This window comes from Segatella asaccharophila (assembly GCF_054687055.1).
Map to the genome: position 1 here is coordinate 1 of NZ_BAACAN010000001.1, position 24,185 is coordinate 24,185.

A 24,185-nucleotide genomic window follows, 5' to 3' on the forward strand; every position below is an offset into this window, starting at 1 on the left:
TCTGAAAAGGAGACTTCTTGCTTCTGATTCGCCATATCTAAAGGATTAAAGGATTTATACTGTGGCAAAGATACAAAAAATCCCTTTTCATTCCCTTTGGCGAAAGACAATCATGTACGTTTCATATTGCATTTTAATAGGAATAATAAACAGAATAAATAAATGGAGAAGATTTTCTCCATTTATTTGTATAGACTATGGCAGGATAATCATGCTTCTTCTTTAAAGCGGACAGCTGTTTTCTCTATCTCAAGTCCCTGCTGATAATTTTTGATGTATGTATTGAATCCTTCCACTTCTTCTTTAGTAGGAGAGATTTCTGTACCCGAATTACCGGCAAAGACATTGGTATCCAGAAACTCAGCCAGCGATTGTTTCCTGGTGTTGTTGACAAGGTAAGAAGCCAGAAGAGCAATGCCCCAGGCACCACCTTCACCTGCTGTTTCCATGACATAGATGGGTGAGTTGAGGGCGGCAGCCAGAATACGTTGCCCTACACCCTTAGTTTTGAAGAGACCGCCGTGACCTGTAAATCTGTCTACATTGACCTTTTCTTTGTTGAAAAGGATATCATTGCCAATCTTTAGTACGGCTACGGATCCATAGAGGTGTGCACGCATGAAGTTGGCAAGATTGAACTTGTCGTTGGCAGAACGGACGAAGAGTGGTCGGCCTGCTTCAAGTCCTGTTACAGGTTCTCCTGAAAAATAATTATAGGAAAGAAGCCCGCCGCAGTCAGCATCACCTTCAAGAGCATGATTGTAGAGTTTGCTGAAAATTTCATCCATGTCAACAGGCACACCGAGCAGTTGCTGGTATTCTTTGAAGAGACCAACCCATGCATTCAGATCAGATGTACAGTTGTTACAATGCACCATGGCAACGGGACTGCCGTCAGGTGTCGTCACCATATCAATAACCTGATAAGGCCGGGAAAGATTTTTTTCCAAAACGATCATGGAGAAAGAAGATGTTCCGGCAGATACATTTCCTGTACGTTGCTTAACGGCATTTGTCGCAACCATTCCTGTTCCCGCATCACCTTCAGGAGGACAGACAGGTATGCCGGCTTTCAGATGGCCTGACACATCAAGTCTTTTTGCGCCATCTTCTGTCAGTGTGCCAGCATCTTCTCCTGCCAGCAAGACCTTTGGGAGAAGGTCTTTGATTTTCCAGTGGAATCCTTTCGGCGCTATGAGCTTGTCAAACTTTTCAGCCATTGTGTCATTATAGTTCTTTGTAACGGGGTCTATCGGTAGCATACCCGATGCATCACCGATACCTAGTACTTTTTTCCCTGTGATCTGCCAGTGGATATATCCGGCAAGAGTAGTCAGAAATTTAATGTTCTTGACATGCTCCTCACCATTAAGGATAGCCTGGTAAAGGTGAGAAATACTCCAACGGAGAGGAATATTGAAATTGAAGAGGGCTGAAAGTTCTGCTGCCGCCTTACCGGTGTTCGTATTACGCCATGTGCGGAATGGCACCATGATACGTTCGTTCTTGTCAAAAGGCATATAACCATGCATCATCGCACTGATGCCGATGGCTGCCAGGTTCTCAATCTCTGTATCGTATTCCTTTCTGACATTGGAACGCAGATTAGCATAGCAATCCTGCAAACCGTACCAGATAGCTTCAATACTATACGTCCAGAGACCGTCAACGAGTTGGTTCTTCCACTCGTGACTGCCCTGGGCCAGAGGTTTATTATTCCGGTCGATCAGGACGGCTTTGATTCTGGTAGAGCCGAACTCTATACCCAGAATAGCCTTTCCTGATTCGATCGTAGATTTTGAGTCTGCATTCATATTATCTCAAAGCCTTGTTCAACATGTAATACATTTCATTCCAGCGAAGTTCCTTCTTGAACTGTTCAGGATCGGTATCCTTATTGATGATGCAGCCTTCAATGTCTGCAATGACAGCATAATCACGCCAGTATTCATCAGTAAGTCCGAAGGAGAAACAAGAGTGGTGGGCACCGCCGGCTTCCATCCAGCAGCCTACTCCCTTTTCAAAGGTAGGTTCAGGAATCCAAAGGGCAGAAGCTACAGGCAATTTAGGTAGAGGCTTACTCTTGATCAGGTTGACGTCATCGGCGATGAGGCGGAAACGGTTACCGAGATCAACAATAGTGGCTGTAATGCCGTGCCCTTGTTTGGTCGTGAATACCAGGCGTGCCGTCTGGCTTTTACGGATGCCGATACCCAGGAAATGAACTTCCAGACGAGGCTTTGCTTCCTCTGAGATATCCGGATTGACTTCCAGCATGTGAGATTCCAGAATAGCGGTCTTGTCCCCGTCGAAGTCCAGGGTATAGTCCTCAAGGAACGATGTGCCTCCTTCAAGTCCCTGGCTCATGAACCATGTCGTACGATAGAGTGCGGCACTCTTCCAGTCGCCTTCAGCTCCAAAACCGAAACCATCATGCATCATACGCTGAGAAGCCAAGCCAGGGATCTGATCAAATCCACGTCCAGTCTTTTCTACATTATAGTCACCCAGATCATCGAAATTGGTTGTGAATCCCTTTGCCCCGAAAGCCTTTAATACAGAACGGAGGGTCAACTCAGCTTTTGCAGAGTTCCAGATTTTCCTGTAGCCTTCTGACTTTCCGTCTTTCAGGTTATCTGCAACTGTATATTCCTTGAAATAGACATTGTGGACCAGATCATCCACATCTTTATCCTTGATCTGATCAAAGTACTCCATGACCGTTGAGAATGGGCAGTAATCCACATGGTAGCCGAGAACCTGTTCTGCGGATACCTTGTCTCCATCCGTGACGGCAACATTGTTCATCTGATCACCGAAGCGGAGGATCAGACAGTCATGAGCGTCAGCCCAGCCGGCGCATACGCGTTCCCAGACGGCGATATGATCCTGTGTCTTAGCATCTTTCCAATAGCCAATGACCGTCTTGCAGGGTTTACGTAGCCGGGCAATGATATGTGCATATTCACGATCACCATGAGCACTTTGATTCAGATTCATGAAGTCCATGTCCATAGTATCGTATGGGATGTGCTGATTATACTGGGTGTGGAGATGGAGGAGAGGCTTTTGCAGGATCTGCAGGCCGTGAATCCACATCTTGGCAGGAGAGAAAGTATGCATCCAGGTGATGACGCCTACACATTTCTGGTCTGTGTTGGCCGCAGACATCACAGCAGCTACTTCATTTGTATTGTTTGCTGTACCTTTATAGACAACCTTAATAGGCAGGCGTCTGGATTTATTTAATCCATCAACCATTTCTTTTGAGTGTCCGTCTACTTGTTTAACAGCATCACCACCATAAAGGAGTTGTGCTCCTGTAACAAACCATACTTCAAAGTTTTCAAATGTTTTTACCATAGTAATGTTTTTGTTTTTAGTTCTTGATATTTCAGTTATTCAACCTGTCTTTTTTGGGATGACAGGTCTGAAAAGATTTAAGCTTTTCTTTTTCTTTGTCCATAATACGCATTCGGGCCATGCTTGCGGTTGAAATGTTTTTCTATTAGTAACGGGTTCATGGTCGTATTCGGGTTAACCGAGAACGATATAAAAGCCATTTTTGCTACCTGTTCAGCTACCACTGCATGATAGACCGCTTCATCCGGATCCTTACCCCATGTGAAAGGACCATGGTTTTTGACCAGTACCCCGGGAGTATAGACTGGATTGATCTTTCCTTTTTTGAATCGGTTGACAATGACTACTCCCGTATTATACTCGTATTCATCCATCTGGTCTCTTGTCATATCTTCCGTGCAGGGAATGGCATCATGGAAATAATCAGCATGTGTCGTACCGATGTTCGGGATGTCCATTCCAGCCTGAGCCCAGGCGGTGGCGTAGGTAGAGTGGGTATGTACGATACCTCCGATTTCCGGGAAATTGCGATAGAGCACAAGGTGAGTGGGGGTATCTGAAGAAGGATTCAGAGTACCTTCTACTACCTGTCCTGTTTTCAGGTCTACAACCACCATATCGGATGCTTTCATCGTGTCGTAATTGACCCCTGAGGGCTTGATGACCATGAGTCCTCTGTTTCGGTCAATACCGGAAACATTTCCCCAGGTAAAGAGTACAAGATGGTGCTTTACCAAGTCTAAGTTGGCCTTAAAGACCTTTTCTTTTAAATCTTCCAGCATATATTTATCTTAAGAGTTTATTCAGAGTTTGAATGTCGGATCTTCTAAATAGATTCGTTTGTTAAAGCGGTATAATGCAGCACCGCGTTTGGAAGTTAACTTATCAATGAGGCCTGTTTTTTCTACGAAATCAAACTGTTTGATCCGGTTTCTGAAATTACGCTTGTCGATTTTCTCATCAAGAATAGCCTCATAGACGGATTGCAGTTGGGTGAGCGTAAAAAGATTCGGCAGGAGATTAAAGATCAGAGGCTCCGTATTAATATGCCGTCTGAGCATCAGGATCGTATCTCTTACCATCAGGTTATGGTCAGAATAAAGCAGAGGCATATTCTCCAGGTCAACCCATTCCAAGCCATATTTCCTTCGCAACTTATCATCATAGTCCTTGGCATTGATCAAAGCGCAATAGGCTATTGAAATGACCCGTTCTCCAGGGTCACGGTTGATAGCGCCGTAAGCACCTACCTGCCGCATATAGATCTTGTTCAGTCCGGTGAGTTCCAGAAGATCTTTGTTGGCCGCTTCTTCCAGACTTTCGTCGCTGCCAACGAACCTTCCGTAAAGAGACCATTCTCCACGTCCCGGATCCATCTGCCGTTTACCGATAAGGAGTTTGAGGTGTTTGGTTTCAAATCCCAATACAATACAGTCGACGGAGACGAGTACTTTCGAATGTTCTCCATAATAACTTTTCATTGCATTATTTTTATCAAATTCTTATATGGGTTCATCCGGGATCAATCCCCGGATGAACAGTCCTGCAAAATGAATTACCAGAAGAGAACGTAGAATACAGTGATGAGAGCTACAACTCCTAAAGATGCGATGACATCCCACTTGTTCCAACTGCGCCGTGTTTCCTGACGCTCTTCTTTACTCTGCGTGAGATAAGTGATACCTTTGAGCTTTTCTTCACTGGCCTGTTTGGTAAACAGGCTGACTATGATCATGACAATTATCGTCAGGATCAGTAGGCAGATTTCAAAGATAAGCCAGTTGGTGTCCCAGAACCAGCCCAGTCCTCTTTGCAGGGAAGAAGCATCAAGGGCATTCTTCACAGGTGCAATTTGGGTGATAAAACGGACCATGCCGATAAGAAACCCTGTAACGATACCTACCTCTCCTGCTTTAGGAGTAATTTTCTTTGTGAAGACACCCATGACGAAGACGGCCACAATGGCGGGAGCAAGAATGGACTGGACATCCTGAAGATATTCATAGAGTCCTTTACCTGCCATTAAAGGGATCATGCAGAGACCGATAATGACGACTGTGATGGTGGCGAGCCTGCCTACCCATACCAGCTTTTTCTCACTTGCATCTTTATGGTGCGGTTTATAGAAGTCCACCGTATAAAGTGTGGCGCAGGAATTGAAGAATGCGCTCAGAGAAGTGACCAAGGCACAGATGAAACCTGTGGTAACCAGCCCCTTTACACCTGCGGGCAGTACGAATTTCACAAGTAATCCAAAGGCCTCATCGGTGTTGTCCATCGTAAATCCGTTGACATGATTTTTTGCCAGTGCCATAGCGACCATACCCGGAATCAGAAACATGAATACGGGCAGGCATTTCAGGTATCCGGCAGCGATGGTGCCACGACGGGCACGACGCATGACGGCCTCATCACTTTCATGATCCCCCTGGCCGAGTACTCTTTGTACAATATGCTGGTCAGTACAGAAGTACCAGAATCCGATAATGGCCGAACCGATGATCACACCGATGCCCGGAAACTGTCCGTATAGTGGATCATGCGGGTCCATGTGTACCAGATGATTGGTTCCGTAGCCATTGTCCATGGTACTGGCTGCCGCCATCATTGTATGCCAGCCATGGGGGATGCTTCCTCCTCCTAATACAGCCAAAGACAGGAAGAGCACGAGGAAAGCGCCTACAATCAAGATAGGTGTCTGGATCTTGCTCATGGTCATCACACCTTTCATTCCTCCAATGACTGTGATGATACCTGTGATGATGATTAATCCGATGGCTCCTACCCAGAAGTTCAAGCCCATCAGACTTTCCAGAAAGATGCCTCCCGTGAAGGCTGTTACACTCACTTTTGTGAGGATGTAGGACACCAGAGTGATAATACTCAGCCAACTACTTGTCGTACGGGTATACCGGCGGCTCAAGAATTCGGGCATGGTGAAAACTTTTGCATGCTGATAGATTGGCACAAAAAGCCAGCCTAAAAGTAGGATGCACCATCCTTGCATTTCCCAATGGGCCATACCGAATCCGGTTTTTGCTCCGGCTCCAGCTAAACCTACCAGGTGTTCTGAACCTATATTTGCAGCAAAAATGGCTGCACCGATGACCCACCACGGTTCTCCTTTTCCCAGAAAATATCCGCCGGAAGTTTCATTCTTCTCTCTTCTCTTTTCTTTTGATATGGATCTCATCACGGCCCATCCGATCAGGACTACTCCTAAAAACAGGACTACCCAGTCGAGCCATATAAATTCATGTATTGACCAATTCATTGTTCTTTGTTTCAGTTAAGGTCTCTGTTATTATTTGCGATTATTTCTTTACACTGAACTTGAAGGCAAGATGGGAATAATATTTCTGCCCCGGTTTCAGGTACGGATTAGAAAATTCCCAGCCTTTGGTCTTCTCCATAATTTTGGTAGGAGAATCCGGATATTTTTGACTTTCCAGGCAGACACTCACATGTTTCGGGTATTTGATGCCGTGTTTGCAAGCAATCCCGGTGCCCTGGAAGTTCCCTGTGTAAACTTGAAGGCCCGGTTCATTGGTAAAGACCTGGAGCAAAATTCCTGTTTGGGGTGAATAGAGACTGGCTGCAACTTTTGTGTCATTGCCCTTGCCATTCTTAAAGGTGTTCAGACACCAGTTATGGTCATAGCCGGTCGCATTTCTGATTTGATCGTATGTCGTGTCCACAATTGTCTTCTGGATGGCATGAGGTGTCCGGAAATCCATAGGCGTCCCAGCTACGCTTTTGATTTCTCCCGTTGGAATATAGTACTTATCCGATGGAGTAAATTTGTCAGCATTGATATATAAAACCTGGTTCGTACCAACTTTTGAAGGATCACCGTTCAGGTTAAAATAGGAATGATTGGTCATGTTGACCACCGTTTCTTTATCTGTCGTGGCCTGGAAAACAATATCCAAGGTGTTGTTGTTCTTTACAGTATAGGTAGCAGTAGCTTTGACGGTTCCCGGGAAACCGTTGGCTCCGTCCGGTGAAGTGAGGGCAAAGATGACGGATGAATCTGTTTGGGCTTTTACGTCATAGATCTTGTTAGCCCATCCTGTGTTTCCACCACCATGGAGACAGTTGCCATGGTCGTTGGCACGTAACTTATAGGTCTTCCCACCTATTGTCAATTTTGCATTCTTGATACGGTTTGCATAGCGGCCTACAGAAGCCCCGAAGTCAGATGGACTGTTTAAGGTATCTGCATATTGGCGGATGTTGTCATAGCCCAGTACTACATCTGTAGGTTTGTTGTTCTTGTCAGGCACTGAGATGGATACCACACGCCCTCCATAATTGGTCAGGCATACTTCCATTCCCTTATTGTTCTTAAGTGTTATCAACTCGGTCTTTTTCCCATTGATTGTTGAATCAAAATCTGCTGGGTGAAGGCCAGATACTGTGGTTTGTGCATTTTGGTTAGCACCACATGAGGCAAGCAACATTGTTGTTATTCCTGCTCCCAAAAATAGATTTTTTAAGTTTCTCATTCCTGAGTGATTATTAAGAGATTTGACTTATTGAGTGTAAAATTAGCAATTTTCTTTTATTCTTTTCCCTTTCATTCTCTTTTTCTTTAAATAATAGTGTAAATATAACACTTTTTAAGAATATGAAGGGAATTTCAGTGGCGTAAATCTGTCTATATCAGCTCCGAAAGAGTCTCTGTATCTGCATCTGTGGAATTGAGGTTTTATGGGTTCAAATAATATTGTTTTTTTTAACGGTAAGTCAGAATCATAATCACTGATTCTTTCACATAATGGTTAATTGTGACCAGATTCTTTAGAACACAAGGACCAAAATGGTTCATTTTGGTCACCGTACAGACTGCCACATATTGCTCCTCCATGTACCCCCCCGGAATCAGGTGTCAAGGGACTTTAAGGCCCTAAAATCAGAGGTATACTGTAAACAACAACCATATTATCAGAGTCACTTTATTCTTGAAACATAATAAGATGGTTAAAAGCCCAACTTTATAAAATGATCCGTTTTATGCATTAGTATCACTTTTTCCTTCTTGTTGATGCCTTTTCATATATTCCCTGGGAGACATGCCATAGAAATTTTTAAAGGCGGTAGAAAAAGAGGTTAAATTACTGAATCCGCAGGCATACATGACTTCCGATATGTTTTGATGACCTTTTGTAAACAGACAGGCGGTTTGCTTTAATCGGACATTTCTAATGAAATCATGCGGTGTCTGGTTGGTGAGTTCTTTCATCTTTCTGTAAAGGTGCACACGGCTGATTCCCACTTCATTGGCAATCATCTCGACATTTAGTTCTGTGTTGTTGAGATTCTTGTTTATGACAGACATGATCCTATCCAGGAGTTTGTCATCAGGTGTTTCGATATTTACAGGATTCAAATCGTTATCACGGTCTTCATTTCCGACAAATTTGTTACGGAGAATTTCTCTTTCTTTTAGCAGATTGGTGATTGTCCTTTTTAGGATGTCCATATTGAAGGGCTTTACTATATATGCGTCAGCTCCTGTTTCCAGACCTTCCAGGCGGTCTTCATCACGGCTTTTTGCCGTGAGGAGGATGACCGGGATATGATTGGTGTTAATGTTGGATTTGATTTTTGCACACAAGGTGTTTCCATCCATTACAGGCATCATGATATCACTGATCACCAAAGCCGGGATTTCTTGGCAGATAACCTTTAGTGCTTCTTTTCCATTTCCACAAACCAGAATGTTAAAGTCCTTTCTCAGTTGTAATCTTAAATAGTTGCGAATATCTTCGTCATCCTCAACAATGACTATAGTCTGGCGTTTGCGGGTGGAAAGTTTGTTGAACAGTTCTTCCTTATTAAGTCCTGGTCTTTCCGGAATCGTGTTGTCAGACTGGACTTTCAATGGATGACAGTCATCATTATTTTCGTCCGTTAATTCTTCCGGTGAAAGATGAGCACAGCCTAAAGGCAGAGTGACAATAAATTTGCAGCCTTTCTCACCGTTCTGGTTGTTCCGTGCGATGATCGTACCATGGTGAAGTTCGACGAGAGACCGGGTAAGGTCCAGTCCTATTCCTGTTCCAGGCAGGGTATCATTAGAATTCGATGGGTTCTGGTAAAAACGACGGAAGATGGTTTCCAACTTATTTTCCGGAATATTTTCCCCATCGTCTTTGATAGTGATACGAGCATTTTTCTCGTCGTGAGTCAGGATGATCTCCACATTTCCTCCTGCAGAAGTAAATTTAAAGGCATTGGATAATAAATTCATCAAGATCTTGTCGAAGTTATCACGATCAATGTATACATTCATCGGTTTTTCATCAGAAGTAAATGTGAATTTGATATTTCTGGTTTCGGCCTCCTGTGAAAACAGTCGATAGATATCATCTGTGAAAGCGACAAGATCGGTTCTTTTCATCTGCATATTCATGAGTCCCTTATCTATTTTCCGTAAATCCATCATTTGATTGATAAGGTGCAAGATACGGGTAGCATTCCGTCTTATGATTTCATATATGCTTCTTCTATAAGTATTCTTATCTTCCTTCATCAACGACTGCAGAGGAGTTAGAATAAGTGTCATCGGGGTACGGATCTCATGGCTGATATTCATGAAGGCCTTGATTTTTGCTTCTCCCAACTGTTCCGCGTGGATATGTTCCTGCATACGCAGTCTGGCTTGTTCCTTATGCTTGCGGCTGCTTATCAGCCAATAGATAAGTCCTGTGGCAAGAAGAAGATAAATGAAACGTGCCCAAAGAGAGGCATACCATGCGGAGTGGACAACTACGGAAAATGATTTGAGAGAGGATTCAAGATTATTGTTTATAGCCTTAACCAGAAAATGGTAAGTACCCGCTGACAGGTGGCTGAAAGTAATCTCATTCACTCCAGGCTGCAGACGTTTCCATTTCTCTCCATTTATCTTATATAAATAGGTGATATGGTCAGGGTTATCAAAAGTCAGGGTGGAAAGTTGTATGGAGAAGGAGTTATCAGCCCAGGCGAGATTAAATTTATCGGTATTGATAACCGGTCTGTCTGTAATCTGATAGATCCCGGATTTCATGCCAGCAATAACATGTTCATTGCCAACTATAAATCCTGTGATTTTTACAGAAGCGTGCCATTGGGGCTGGTGAATATTTTGTGGGTTGAACCAAGTGATTCCTCCTGTACCTCCGAAAATCATTAATTTCCCATCGGCTGTTTGGCAGGATGCCCCATCTGAGAATTCATTGCTCTGCAAGCCGTTGTCGACATAGAAGTTCATCGTCCTTCCCTTGTCAGGGTCAAATTTAGAAAGTCCGTGGTTAGTCCCGATCCACAGATTACCCGATTGGTCGGGCTCTATGGAGGCAATGCCATTATCGGGAAGACCATCGTTGATAGTGTATACGTGCAGAGAATGTCGTTTCAGGTTATAGCAACAGAGGCCCTCATTTGTGCCTACCCATATTCTGCCATGAATATCTTCACGGATGATTCTGGAAAAAGTACCATAGTCTGGGCAGTTGCAACCGAAGGTGCTCGTCCAACTGTTATGGATGAGATCCAGGCAGCATATACCTACGGATGAAGCGATGAACAGACGGCGTCCATCACGGGAAAGTTGTAATTTAGAAAGATAATTGTTAGGAATACTGTTTTTGTGCCGGTTCAGATCAGCTCCATTCATCATACGGTAATTCAGGATGCTCTGACTTTTCCTGTCCAGCCGGATCAGTCCCTTTCCCATTGTGGCGAACCACAGGTTTCCCTGTTGGTCAGGGACAATGTCGAAGACACTAAGTTCACCATTTTGTTTCAGGTTTTGGGGATGCCATGCTCCTGATGACGGATCAATATAGCCGCAACCTTCACGCCAGGACCCTGCCCAGATATGTCCTCGAGAGTCTTCAGCCAGCGTAAGGACAGAAAGAGGCAGGTTCGTGTAATGACGGATCAGTTGGAAATGGCTGTTCAGTTCATAGAGTCCATCCTTGTCCGTTCCAATCCAGATATGTTTTTTATGGTCAATAAGAGTACTGATTACACAGTTGCCGCCAATGACATTGTCATGCCCCAGGCGGTAGCCCATATAACCAAATTGAATCCGCTCTGCAGGTTGCATGAAGACACCTTTTTGGAGCATTCCTAACCATAGATTATCATATCTGTCTTCCAGAATAGAACAGATTTTGGTTCTGGACAGATCAATTTCCCTGCTGTAATAAGGATTTTTCTGAAGTGTATTTTTCTGTGGATTGTAAATATATATCCCTTGTCCGTCTGTTCCCAATAAAAGATTTCCTTTATGGGAGAGTGTAAGGCAAATAAGGGGAAGGTGTCCTGTCTGTCGGACTTTCGTAAAGGTGTTGCTATTAGCCGGTTTACGGTAAAGTCCGTAATTGAGCAGGGCGGCATAGATATTTCCGTGTTGGTCTTCACAAATATCCCGAACAGATTCTCTCCGCTGACGATCATTGAAAAAACAGAATATTCGTTTACCTTTGAAGGTGATAAGCCCGTTATTTTCTGTTATGATCCATAATTTTCCACTATGATCTTCCATGGACTTTTCTATATATCTGAATTTCTTGAAAGGGTAGCCCAGGCTCTTGGCTATGCCTCCCCGTATCCGTATCAGGCCATAACCGGATGAACTGGCAATAAGGTCGCCATTATGGCGTTGAATGATGTTTGTAATATAAGTTTTTATTTTTTTCCCATCAGGTCCAACCATCTTTATGCTATGGAACAGACTGCCATTGTAAGTTTCTATGCCACTATTGGTTCCTAAGAAGATCATTCCATTGCGGTCTTGCGTGATGCAATTTACATAATTATTTTTCAGACCGTAGTTTTCTGGTGCTTCTTTTGAGATTGTCCGGAATTGATAGCCATCATAGATGTCTAGTCCGTTGCGTGTGGTAATCCATATAAAACCATCGTGATCCTGGAATACTTGTGTAACGAAATTGCTGACAAGCTGATTGTCTGTGCTGTAGAGTTTTCCGATTTGAGCCATTAAACGCTGCTGGCATAAAAAGAGAATACTGATGAGTATGAAAAGATATTTGTTCTTCATGATTTCGTTTTTGATGAGGCAAATATAATTGTTTTTTTTGAAGAAATGCGTTCAGATTTCTCTTTTGTGTAAAAAGTAGCCCGGAATGTAACATGGTGGAAAGTTTATGATACTTGGTAATAACGGTAAAGTATATGTATGATTTTAGTGCAGTTTTTAGAGATTATTTATTATCTTTGTCGGAAAGAACTACGAAGGTAAAGTGCCATGATGAAAAGGAAGTTAGTGTTAACCTTTATTTCAATCTTCTTGACTTTAGAATGATCAGGTCAGGAAAAACCATAGGCTGACAGGATATTGAAAAGTGGGCCCGATACTTTAATATTCATAAGGATACTGTGAATGCTATTCTTAGCGATGAAAACTAAGGATTCTCAATGTGTTCAGGCACTTATCTTAAAGGTTCCTCTATGTGAAAAACTATCGTGAGAAACTTAAGTTTAAACATAATGATGCATAAAAAACGATATTTTTGTTTTCTAACGGTCTTGATGCTGTTCTTCACCAATGTTGTCTGGTCACAAGAGAACATACTTTGGTATACCCGTCCTGCTGCTGAATGGCTTGAGGCCCTGCCGATCGGAAATTCCAGAATGGGCGGAATGTATTTCGGCGGAATCGTAAAAGATGAACTTCAGTTGAATAATGAGACTTTCTGGTCGGGGTCTCCATACCAGAACAATGGAAAGGAAGCACTTGTGCACCTTAGAGCAGTACGAGATTCAATCTTCTCGAATGATGAAATGGCCGCCTATCGATTGATTAACCGATATTTTGTGGTTGGTCCTCATGGGATGAGATACCTTACCTTAGGGAGCATGTTCTTGAGTATGAAAGGGCAATATGCTGCTCTCGTGCGTCATTACTATCGTGATCTGGACCTGAAGAAAGCTGTCGCCCATATTTCCTATTCTATTGGAAATGTGGATTACAAGAGAGAAATTTTTGCCTCTTTGGCTGATAAAGTTATTGTTATGAGATTGGAAGCCAACCGGAAAGGAGCACTCTCTTTCTCGCTGAGACATCATTGCGTGTTAGGAGGATCCCACCGTGTGGAGGGACATACACTGATAGCTACAATTAAAGGAGTCGCACAAGAGGGTGTACCTGCCGGACTTACAGCTGAGTGTCGCTTCCATGTAGTCAGTGATGGCCATATTCATGATTATGGAGACAGTATTGTGATTGATGGAGCCCAAAAGGCAACAATCTATATTACTTCTTCAACCAATTTTGTTAATTATCATGATATCAGCGGAAATCCGTCTAAGCAGAATGTTCAGATACTTCAGCAAGCCTTAAGATACAATTATCCGATGCTCTTGAAGCGGCATCAGATGACCTATGGCCGGCAATATGATCGTGTGAGTCTTGTCCTTGATCGTTCGGAGAAATCTAGTGAAGAAACTGATCGCCGACTGGCTGATTTTGCAGGAGGGAGGGATATGGCTCTTGTGGCCTTGATGTTCCAGTATGGCCGCTATCTATTGATTTCTTCTTCCCAGGCTGGAGGGCAGCCAGCTAATCTGCAAGGTGTATGGAATGATAAACTTTATGCTCCGTGGGACAGTAAATATACGATTAACATCAATACGGAGATGAATTATTGGATAGCCGGTCCTGGAAATCTGCCAGAGGCGGAGATGCCCCTTTTCAGTATGTTGCAGGACCTCAGCCATACTGGAGCTGTCACGGCACGGGTAATGTATGGTTGTAGGGGGTGGATGGCTCATCACAATACGGATCTTTGGCGTATTGCAGGGCCGGTGGATGGCGCTACATGGGGAATGTTTCCTACAGGCGGGGCCTGGTTGTCTACTCATATCTGGCAGCGTTATCTCTTTTCAGGTGACCAGAGATTTCTCCGTAAGATGTATCCTGTGATGAAGGGTGCGGCAGATTTTCTTCTGGATTATATGCAGATTGATCCTCGTACTGGTTGGTTAGAGACGGTGCCTACTGTTTCACCGGAGCATGGACCAAGGGGGAAAGGAACAACTGTTACGGCCGGGTCAACTATGGATAATCAGATCGCCTTTGACGTGTTTTCTAATGTGCGAAGAGCCACACTACTCCTTTATCCAAAGGATACAATATATGTAGATTCTCTCGATCATGCTTTGTCCATGTTGCCTCCTATGCAGATCGGACGGTATGGGCAATTGCAGGAATGGCTTCAGGATGCGGATGATCCGGATGACCATCACCGGCATATCTCCCAACTCTACGGGCTTTATCCGAGTAATCAGATTTCCCCATATTTGCATCCGGAACTCTTCGAGGCAGCGCGAATAACCCTTCTCGAACGCGGAGATATGGCAACAGGATGGAGTCTGGCATGGAAGATCAATTTCTGGGCGCGTATGCTCGATGGTAATCATGCCTTTAAAATTATCAGCGATATGCTGCATTTACTTCCTGATGAAGAGAAGGCTAAAGATTATCCTAAGGGGAGGACCTTCCCCAATCTTTTTGACGCGCATCCACCTTTTCAGATTGATGGTAATTTTGGCGTAGCTGCTGGAATAGCGGAAATGCTTCTTCAGAGTCAGGATGGGGCTGTACATATCCTGCCGGCATTGCCTGACGCCTGGCATAGCGGACAGGTAAAAGGATTAAGAGCGCGTGGTGGTTTCCTGGTTAGTATAGTATGGCAGAAAAATAAGCTCCGCACCTTGAAAATCAGGTCTACTATTGGTGGCGTGCTGCGCTTGCGCTCTTATGTTCCTTTAAAGGGGGAAGGACTGCGTAAGGCAACCGGGCCATGTCCGAATCCTTTTCTTACCCCTGCCAGAGTGAAATCCCCATTGGTTTCAAAAGACTTTCATGGATCTTTGTTACCAGTCGTCAGGAAAGTTTATGAGTATGATGTAAATACCCGGAAAGGAAATAACTATATTTTCTATCCGGAATAGACTGTGAGACTTTCCCTCAGGTTACTAAAAGGAGTTACAAATCACGGTAATGCCTTTTTTTGTTACTTACACGCAAGTCCCTGTTACCATATAGGAAAGTCTGCCTCATTAGGAATATCTATCTTTGCAACAACAAAAACAGATATTAAAATCATGAGGAAAACTTTATTTGGTATTTTTTCCCTATTATGTTTAGGGATCTCTATTAACGCCATGAATGCTATGAACCCATTAGATTCAGATAGAGATACTCTTTATGCCAGTTTTGATGCGGTGACGGAGATGCGTAATCCTGTATTGTGGGCTGATGTACCTGATCCGGATGTTATCCGGGTGGGAGAAGAATTTTATATGGTAAGCACGACAATGCATCTGATGCCAGGAGGGCCGATTATGTGTTCTAAAGATCTTGCCAACTGGCAACCGGTGAGTTATCTCTTTGATAGTCTTACAGATTCCCCTAAATATAATATGATAGGTGGAACCGTATACGGTCGCGGGCAGTGGGCTACTTCGCTGCGTTATCACAATGGGAAGTTCTATGCCATGTTTGCTCCTAATGACAATGTGGGTGGGAATACTTATATTTATACTACCGAAGATCCTGCTAAAGGATGGAAACTTCTTTCGCGTATGCGTCATTTTCATGATTCATCATTCCTTTTCGATGATGACGGCAGAGTTTACGTTTTTCATGACACAGGATGTATTACAGAGTTACGTTCTGATTTGAAGGGAGTACTAAAGGGAGGATTGGATACCTGTGTCATCTGTCGTGATGCTGAAGAAAATGGGCTTCTCGAAGGTAGTCGTGTCATCAAGCATAATGGAAAATATTATTGGCTGATGGTGTCGTGGCCTAAGAATAAGCCTCGCCGGCAAGTATGTTTCCGTGCAGATCATATTTGTGGTCCATGGGAAAAGAAGGTTATCCTTCAGGATAACTTCGCAGGTTTCCCCTACGCTGGACAGGGAACTATCGTAGATGACCAGAAGGGCAATTGGTATGGCGTAGTCTTCCAGGACCGAGGAGCAGTGGGAAGGGTACTTACCGTGGAACCCTGCCATTGGATTGGCGGCTGGCCAATGCTTGGTGATACTAACGGGAAGATCCCTTTCATAATGAAAAAGGCAGTGCCCGGACAGCCCTATCATCCTTTTGTCGTAAGCGATGAATTCGACGAAGGAAAAACGTGTCATCCTGTGTTGGATATTCATTGGCAGTGGAATCATAATCTTGTGAATTCTGCATGGTCATTGACGGACCGACCGGGATACCTTCGGTTGAAGACGTGCCGTATCGTAAGTAATCTCTTTGCTGCACCAAATACTATTTCCCAGCGGATGGAAGGACCAGGATGCTCGGCAGTGGTAAAAATGGATGTCAGTCATCTCAATGATGGTGATCATGCTGGTTTCTGTGCTTTCAACGGGGATGCTTCTTTACTCACTGTAAGCAGAGAAGGAAGGCGGTTGATCCTTAGGCGTACAAATGAAAGTGTGGTGCTTTCAGACCAAGATAAGAAAATAGAAGGTGTGAATTACAGGGAGATGGATTCTGTCAGTCTGCATGCTCCGATTATCTATCTTCGAATTGATGCGGATTTCAGATTGCATATCGACAAAGCCCGGCTTTTTTATAGTTTGGATAACCAGAATTGGATACCACTCGGAGATCCCTTTCAGATGAAATATGATTATAGGCGACTGTTCATGGGAACACGCTATGCCATCTTCTGTTATGCGACGAAGAGTCTTGGGGGTTACATCGATGTAGACTGGTTTCACTATTTCAGACAAAGACAAGGAGAATGAAAAGGTATGGACTAAGTAGAGTTTGCTGAATAAGTTGATTTAACATTTATTTTATTGAATAGTTACATATTTGATAAATCCCTCAATCGGATGGTGATAGATAATCAAGCATATTCTTTCTGAAGAAAGCATTAACAGATAAGGATTTTGGACGTGTATGATAAATAATAGAACGTTAATGATACAATAAGGAATGATAATGTATTGGTTCTTTTGTAATTTTGTAGTATATTTTATTGAAACCTAAAATCTATGATTATGACTATTACCAAGAAAAAGACATTATTGATGGCATTGATGTTGGCTGCTACAAGCCTGAATGTTAACGCTAAGAAGGGGGTTCCTCCATTTGTGTATCACAGTGAAAATACTGTTACAGGTAAAGTTCCACTTAAATGGTTAAATCCTGAAAAATTACCTATTATACGTAGGTTACCCAACCCACTGGCATGGGCTAACGGCAAGGGGGAGGTTAAAAACTTCGCTGACTGGGCTAAGAGGCGAGATGAAATATCACAAATGATTCAGCATTATGAGATAGGGAAGAAACCAACGGTAGATAAAAGCTGCATCAATCCTTATATGATAGGTGACACCCTGTTTGTAGATGTAACAGTAAATAATAATACTATTAGATTGAAATCTTTTATCCGTTACCCTAAAGTGGGTAAAGCTCCATACGCATTGATGATAGGTACAAGTCATCTGTCGCTGCCAAAGGACATTTTTGATAATCGACCTATTGCCACTATGGAATTTAATGAAGCTCAGGTAAACAATTACTCGCAGTTTGGCAAGCCCGCCGGACGTGGAAATTATGCTTTTGACAGATTATATCCTGATCTCAAGGATAATGGTGCTTACAGTGAATGGGCGTGGGGGTTGAGCCGACTGATAGATGGATTGCAATTGCTAGGAACAGAAAAGACGAAGATAGATATGAAGCATATCGGACTGACCGGTTGTTCTTATGCTGGAAAGATGGCGCTGTTCTGTTCTGCATTTGACGAGCGTATTGCTCTTACTATAGCGCAGGAACCGGGAGGTGGTGGTGCGGCGGCATGGCGTGTGTCGCAGACCAAGGATGGTGTGGAAAATATCGATAAGACGGATTATAATTGGTTTAAGCAGAGCCTAAAGGCTTCGTTTGGAGGTGATAATGTATATAAGTTGCCATACGATCATCATGAACTGTTGGCGATGATTTGCCCTCGTGCTTTATTAGTGTTGGGTAATACGGATTACAAATGGTTGTCTGATGAATCGGCATACGTATCTATAAATGCTGCAAAGAAAGTCTGGAATAAGTTCGGCATTTCGGATAGAATAGGATATTCTATAAGAGGTGGTCATCCTCATTGTCAGTTGCCTAAGGAGCAGTATCCTGAAGTTGAGGCTTTCATAGATAAGTTTTTGTTGGGTAAGAAGAATGTCAATACAGATAACATAGGGATTGCTCCTATGTTCAAGGATAAGGTTTCTTTAACGGAATGGTAGAATAGGTGATGAGAGTGTGTCAAAATGAAATTACTATCCTCTACATGTTACGAATCGTAACTAACAAAGATGAAAACCATATTTAACTCCATAATATAGGGGAAAGATATGGCTTTTATTGGTCCCTATAAATAATCCGCATACAGATTGTTAGTAGGTCCTTCAGAAATAGAGTTTTGCTACACCCTTATCTTTTTCCGTTTGGATAGTTCGCTTCTCGACTTCCCAATTGTTCTCCATTCGGCTAGTTTCACAATACCCCAAGGCCCCTGCCCCTCTTGCCTAAGGTGGGTTGTAACTCTTACTGAATCTCTCTTTAGAGAAGAGACTATGGTGCGCCCTTTGGAGAAATCAGAGTCAGACAGCCGAAAGAACTCCAGTTCTCGCTACTATCTGATAACGATAATTCATTGAATCCTAAGTATGTTTTATACTCTGATGTTGTATAGAAATATTCATTTGTTTCATGAAATTGATTTGCAATATCAGAGAAAGTTTATGTTACAAAACTTATTAAAAGATATCAAAAATATCAACTAATTTTGAACCTGAAAATCTATAATACTTGAAGTAATGCAAAACCTACTGTCCTTATTGAAAGGAAATTCAAAAGTATTGATAGTTTGCTATTTTGATAATAGCTGTAGTCGAAAATATATTGGAAATCTTTAGTTAACATTAAATGTCGACTTTATGAAATTATCCGTAGTTTTATGTGCCTTATTGTTTATGGGTTTTCCCCTTTCTGAATACGCTCAGACTGTTCAGTCGGTAAAATCTTCCCCACATTCGAATCCTATGATGGGATTTTATCAGAAACCGGATCCTAAGAATATAAAGCATCCGGACTTAACAGAGTATTTCTCTCCAGTTTCCAGTTCTGTGATGACTCCGGATGAGAATGGTTTTATCCGTCGCTGGTTACTATTAGAACCTTTTACAAAGTCTAATCGCAGTAATGTGGTTTTTATTGATTCTTACTTAAAAGAGAATCTTTCTCAATCCAATTATCCGGAAGTCTGGGGATACCTGCCCCACGATGGGCAGAAAGTAAAGGCAAAAACTAACAAAGGTATGGAGATTGTGCGCTGGCATGCTTTTGATAGTAATCTCTTCAATGTAAAGCTTTTTCGCTTTGCATCCGGACTGAACAAAAACAAGTATGGTGTGGTCTTTTGGGGTATTACCGTTATAAATGCTCCTGAAGAAATGCACAATGTGCGCCTTGCTGCGGGTTCTAATGGCGCTTCCTGCTGGTGGCTCAACAATAGTGAAGTATTGATACTTTCAGGAGACCGTCGCATGGTGATGGATGATGGTATATCTCCTCGCGTTACATTGGAGAAAGGTAGAAATATACTGCGTTTTGCAGTTATCAATGGTCCGGGCATGAGTGATATCTGCGTGAGATTCCTCGACAGCAAAGGTGAACCTATCAAGAATTTAACAATTACAACGAAATGAAGAAAATTTATATAACTATATTGCTATCTGCTTTCTTTTTCAATGTGAAAGCACAAGTTGGTACTCCATTCATCCATGACCCTTCCACAATAGCCTATTGTGATGGAAAATATTATGTGTTTGGAACTGGCGAAGGTGGATTAATCTCTGAGGATGGATGGCACTGGCATGGTGGTGCCGTGCGTCCTGGTGGGGGTGTAGCACCGGATGTAATGAAAATTGGAGATCGCTATCTGGTAGTTTATAGTGTTGGCGGAGGCGGTCTGGCTGGAGGTCATGCTAGTAATGTAATGACTATGTGGAATAAGACGCTTGACCCTACTTCTCCAGATTTTAAATATACTGATCCTGTGGAAGTTGCTAATTCGGACTATGATGAAGACTGTGATGCTATTGATCCTTCTCTTTTACGGGCTCCTGATGGAAGACTCTGGCTTAGTTATGGTACCTATTTTGGATTTATTCGACTGGTGGAACTCGACCCGAATACTGGAAAGCGAATGGAAGGTAATAAGCCTGTCAATATAGCAATCGATTGCGAAGCTACAGATTTGATTTACCATAATGGGTGGTATTATCTTCTCGGTACACATGGAACATGCTGTGATGGTCCTAATTCTACTTATAATATAGTAGTCGGACGATCAAAAGAAGTTACCGGTCCTTATCTTGACAATATTGGACGTGAGATGTTGAAGGGTGGCGGCAAGATGGTTCTCTCTGCAAGAAAAAACAAAATCGGTCCGGGACATTTCGGGCGCTTTGTTGAAGAAGAAGGCGTGGAGAAGATGTCGTGTCATTATGAGGCTGACCTTCAGCAAGGGGGGTATAGTGTTCTTGGTATTTTACCTTTGCTTTGGAAGAATAACTGGCCTGTAGCTGGACAGCAATTTCAAGAAGGAACGTATGAGATTGCTTCTGAGCGGCGTGGCTATTCTCTGGAGTTAGCAGTAGATTTCGTACGTATGGAAGCAGGATTTCGTTTCTGGCGCAAAATAGATGAGAATACAACCAAGCCTGTCGAAAACCAACGACTTGATGAAGTGGAAAGTTCTTGGCCTAAAGGAAAGATTAGTGTACGTACGAGTGATTATATGGATCGTCCCAATCAGCGTTGGACTATTACAACTGTGAATGATAGTGTAGGCACTCTTGGTGCACCTTATTATAAAATTCAGATTGCCGGTACTCAACGCACGCTAACGGCTACTGCCGATAAAGAGCTTACTACAGAGCCATCTTTTTCGGGCCGACCCGAGCAACTTTGGCAAATAGATCAGCTTACTGATGGCACATATCGTATTATGCCGAAAGCTATTCCTGGAACGAAAGAGCGCCTCGTGCTCTATTCTGCAGGAGACAGTACGCCTACATTGGCTCCTTTTGATATGAAAAGTGATAACTCTAAATGGGAATTTCTGGAAAAAGAATGATTCTGAAGTATCGGAGTTTGGCCTTCCTTTCATTTTACCTTTTAATCTATGCTAAGAAGAAATATATTATTTATAAGTTGTCTGGCAGTTTCTTTGACAGCAGTGGCACAGAACCCAATTATTAAGGGACAGTATACTGCTGATCCAACAGCGCGAGCCTTTGGAGATAAACTATATCTCTATCCCTCTCACGACATCGTGAACCCTATGAACCCTAATAAGAAGTGGTTTGCTATGGCAGATTACCATGTTTATTCTTCAAAGAATCTTTCTGACTGGACCGATCATGGTGTCATACTTGACCAGCAGCAGGTGGAGTGGGGCAATCCTAAAGGTTATTCGATGTGGGCACCAGATTGTGTGGAACACAAGGGTAAGTATTATCTCTTCTTTCCAGATGCATCGAAGTTAGAAAGAGGCTTTGGCATTGGTATTGCAATAGCACCTAGTCCTATAGGGCCTTTTGTCCCTGAGAAGAAACCTTTAGAAGGTGTTATGGGGATTGATCCATGTGTGCTTCAAACTTCAAAAGGCGAGGATTATCTCGTATGGGCAGGCATGGGCATCAGAATGGCAAAACTCAGTGATGATCTTCTTTCATTGGCTAGTAGGCCAATAGAGGTAAAGGGTCTACCTGAAGGATTTAAGGAAGGTCCTTTTGCCTTTGAGCGTGATGGATGGTATTATCTAACTTTTCCTTGGGTGCGACATAAAAATTCAACAGAGACACTAGCCTATGCGATGAGCCGGAATCCAGAAGGACCTTACACTTTTAAGGGTGTCTTCATGGATGAGTGGGCTAATGGCTGCTGGACTAATCATCATTCTTTTGTAAAATATGATGGGCAGTGGTATCTTTTCTATCACCATAATGATTATTCGCCTAACTTTGACAAAAATCGGTCGGTATGCATAGATCCTGTTTTTTTCAATGCTGATGGTACTATTCGGAAAGTTATTCCTTCTCTTCGAGGCGTAGGTATCACAGATGCACGCAAGCATATTCAGATTGACCGTTATAGTTCTCTGTCTAAGAAGCATGCTTCTATCAACTATCTTGATTTACAAAATCCTTTTAAGGGGTGGTATCTGAAATTAAATGCTGGTGGTTGGGCGTCTTATGATAGGGTAAACTTTAAGTCCGGGCTTACTCAGCTCTCCCTACGAGTGAAAAGTGCAACTCCAGCTGAGTTGAACGTCTTTGTGGGAAACAAAATGATAGCCCATTTGACAATTCCAGCCCAGAAAGAATTCACCGTACATACATTTGGCGTAAAGAGTGTGCCTATTGGCATCATTGGGTTGAGAGTCCAACTTGTCAAAGGTGAGAGTGTTGATATCGACTGGCTTTCCTTTGAAGAAGATAATCTGCATCCATGGACAGAAGGTGCTTTTCAGACTCATAAATACCGCAATTATTTTGCGGAGCTTGGTTATAGTGAGGCAGAAGTGAAAGATCGTCTGAATAAAATCTTCCAGGAAGTGTTTTTCGGACCAGATAAGGTTTATTTTGAAGTGGGAGATTCGCTTGGATATGTCTCAGATCTGAAAAATCATGATGTTCGCACTGAAGGAATGTCGTATGGAATGATGGCCGCTGTGCAAATGGGCCGGAAAGATATCTTTGATCGTATCTATCGTTGGGCAAGAAAATACATGCTTTATAAGGATGGGCCGTTAAAAGGTTATTTTACATGGAGTTGTAAGCCGGATGGAACTCGTAATGCTGAAGGACCTGCAAGTGACGGTGAACTATATTTTATCACTTCCCTTATCTTTGCTTCCAATCGTTGGGGTAACAATACGGGTATCAACTATCTGGCGGAGGCTCAGTATATTCTGAATAACTCTTTCTCAAAGCATACAGATGGACAAGGCGTAACTCCACTTATTGATAAGGTTCATCATATTATCACCTTTGTACCTACAGGATTCGGTGCTCGTATATCAGATCCGAGCTATAACATTCCTTCTTTCTATGAAGTGTGGGCTCGCTGGGCTAATGATGGTCGGGCTGATTTCTATCGGCAGTGCGAGAAAGCAACTCGGAACTATCTTCATAAGAGTATTAATCCGGTGACAGGGCTGAATCCTGATACTAATAACCTTGATGGAAGTATCCTGTCCTTTAATGGACCTCATGGGCATTTTGAAATGTCCGATTTTAGTTATGATTCTTGGCGAGTTCCCATGAATATCGCCCTTGACTATAGTTGGTCGTGTGCCGACCCTGTTTGGCAACAGCAATATGCTAATACCATTCAGGATTTCTTCTTTGACAAAGGTATTGATGCATTCATCGATCAGTATCATATTGACGGTATGCCTGCAGCAATGCCTAACAAAGGAGGAGGCAAACCGGGGCTTCGTCATTCTGTAGGACTTGTCGGCACTCTAGGCGCTGTATCTCTTGCTGCAACGCATGCAAAAGCCCGTGATTTCATTAATAGGCTTTGGAACTCATCAAACAGACCATTCCCTGATGGATATTTTGATGCCTATTATGACGGGTTCCTTCGACTGTTTGCTTTTATGCATCTGAGTGGTGAATATCGTATAATCTTTCCCAAAGGCTAATATCGTTCTTTTTGCTTAAATAATTACTAAAATCGTGTTTTTCAGTTTCCTTATATTAATTTC

The 24,185-nt window shown here is 42.9% G+C and carries 13 protein-coding genes; 6 read left to right on the forward strand and 7 right to left on the reverse strand.

All coding sequences use genetic code 11. From position 1 onward, the window contains the following. Positions 1 to 209: 209 nt before the first annotated feature. From ACYRYG_RS00005 to ACYRYG_RS00035, 7 genes are all read right to left on the reverse strand, one after another. Positions 210 to 1,814, reverse strand: coding sequence for a xylulokinase (locus tag ACYRYG_RS00005; RefSeq protein WP_460197252.1), 1,605 nt, complete (start codon positions 1,812 to 1,814; stop codon positions 210 to 212). 1 nt (position 1,815) lies between these two features. Then, complete coding sequence (gene araA, locus ACYRYG_RS00010) at positions 1,816 to 3,363, reverse strand: L-arabinose isomerase (protein ID WP_293416263.1); 1,548 nt, start codon at positions 3,361 to 3,363, stop codon at positions 1,816 to 1,818. Between the two features lie 77 nt (positions 3,364 to 3,440). Further along, positions 3,441 to 4,145 carry an L-ribulose-5-phosphate 4-epimerase gene (locus ACYRYG_RS00015; RefSeq protein WP_293416265.1) on the reverse strand — a complete coding sequence of 235 codons (705 nt, stop codon included), beginning with the start codon at positions 4,143 to 4,145 and terminating at the stop codon, positions 3,441 to 3,443. A 21-nt stretch (positions 4,146 to 4,166) separates the two neighbouring features. Next, positions 4,167 to 4,844, reverse strand: coding sequence for an NUDIX hydrolase (locus ACYRYG_RS00020; RefSeq protein WP_293416267.1), 678 nt, complete (start codon positions 4,842 to 4,844; stop codon positions 4,167 to 4,169). Between the two features lie 74 nt (positions 4,845 to 4,918). Then, positions 4,919 to 6,637: a sodium:solute symporter family transporter gene (locus ACYRYG_RS00025; RefSeq protein ID WP_293416268.1), complete on the reverse strand. Its 1,719-nt coding sequence runs from the start codon at positions 6,635 to 6,637 to the stop codon at positions 4,919 to 4,921. Between the two features lie 40 nt (positions 6,638 to 6,677). Beyond that, complete coding sequence (locus ACYRYG_RS00030; protein ID WP_460197253.1) at positions 6,678 to 7,871, reverse strand: aldose epimerase family protein; 1,194 nt, start codon at positions 7,869 to 7,871, stop codon at positions 6,678 to 6,680. A 506-nt stretch (positions 7,872 to 8,377) separates the two neighbouring features. Continuing rightward, on the reverse strand, positions 8,378 to 12,421 hold the full coding sequence (locus tag ACYRYG_RS00035; RefSeq protein ID WP_460197255.1) for a hybrid sensor histidine kinase/response regulator transcription factor: 4,044 nt from the start codon (positions 12,419 to 12,421) through the stop codon (positions 8,378 to 8,380). A gap of 452 nt (positions 12,422 to 12,873) precedes the next feature. On the opposite strand from ACYRYG_RS00035, the gene ACYRYG_RS00040 reads away from it, so the two are divergent. The 6 genes from ACYRYG_RS00040 (at position 12,874) to ACYRYG_RS00065 (ending at position 24,122) form a co-directional block, all read left to right on the forward strand. Then, entirely contained in the window at positions 12,874 to 15,336 is a 2,463-nt protein-coding gene (locus ACYRYG_RS00040) for a glycoside hydrolase family 95 protein (RefSeq protein ID WP_460197387.1), read from the forward strand. A 222-nt stretch (positions 15,337 to 15,558) separates the two neighbouring features. Continuing rightward, a complete protein-coding gene (locus tag ACYRYG_RS00045; RefSeq protein WP_460197257.1) occupies positions 15,559 to 17,151 on the forward strand; it encodes a glycoside hydrolase family 43 protein in 1,593 nt (530 codons plus the stop codon). Positions 17,152 to 17,403: 252 nt separating this feature from the next. Beyond that, positions 17,404 to 18,648, forward strand: a complete 1,245-nt coding sequence (locus ACYRYG_RS00050) for a glucuronyl esterase domain-containing protein (RefSeq protein ID WP_293426660.1) — start codon at positions 17,404 to 17,406, stop codon at positions 18,646 to 18,648. A gap of 693 nt (positions 18,649 to 19,341) precedes the next feature. Further along, positions 19,342 to 20,112 carry an acetylxylan esterase gene (locus ACYRYG_RS00055; protein ID WP_460197259.1) on the forward strand — a complete coding sequence of 257 codons (771 nt, stop codon included), beginning with the start codon at positions 19,342 to 19,344 and terminating at the stop codon, positions 20,110 to 20,112. Continuing rightward, the gene (locus ACYRYG_RS00060; protein WP_293426666.1) at positions 20,109 to 21,545 is read left to right on the forward strand and encodes a family 43 glycosylhydrolase; all 1,437 of its coding nucleotides are present in this window, start codon (positions 20,109 to 20,111) and stop codon (positions 21,543 to 21,545) included. Before ACYRYG_RS00055 ends, ACYRYG_RS00060 begins: the two co-directional genes overlap by 4 nt. A 48-nt stretch (positions 21,546 to 21,593) precedes the next feature. Beyond that, on the forward strand, positions 21,594 to 24,122 hold the full coding sequence (locus tag ACYRYG_RS00065) for a glycosyl hydrolase family 8 (RefSeq protein WP_460197261.1): 2,529 nt from the start codon (positions 21,594 to 21,596) through the stop codon (positions 24,120 to 24,122). Positions 24,123 to 24,185: the final 63 nt, after the last annotated feature.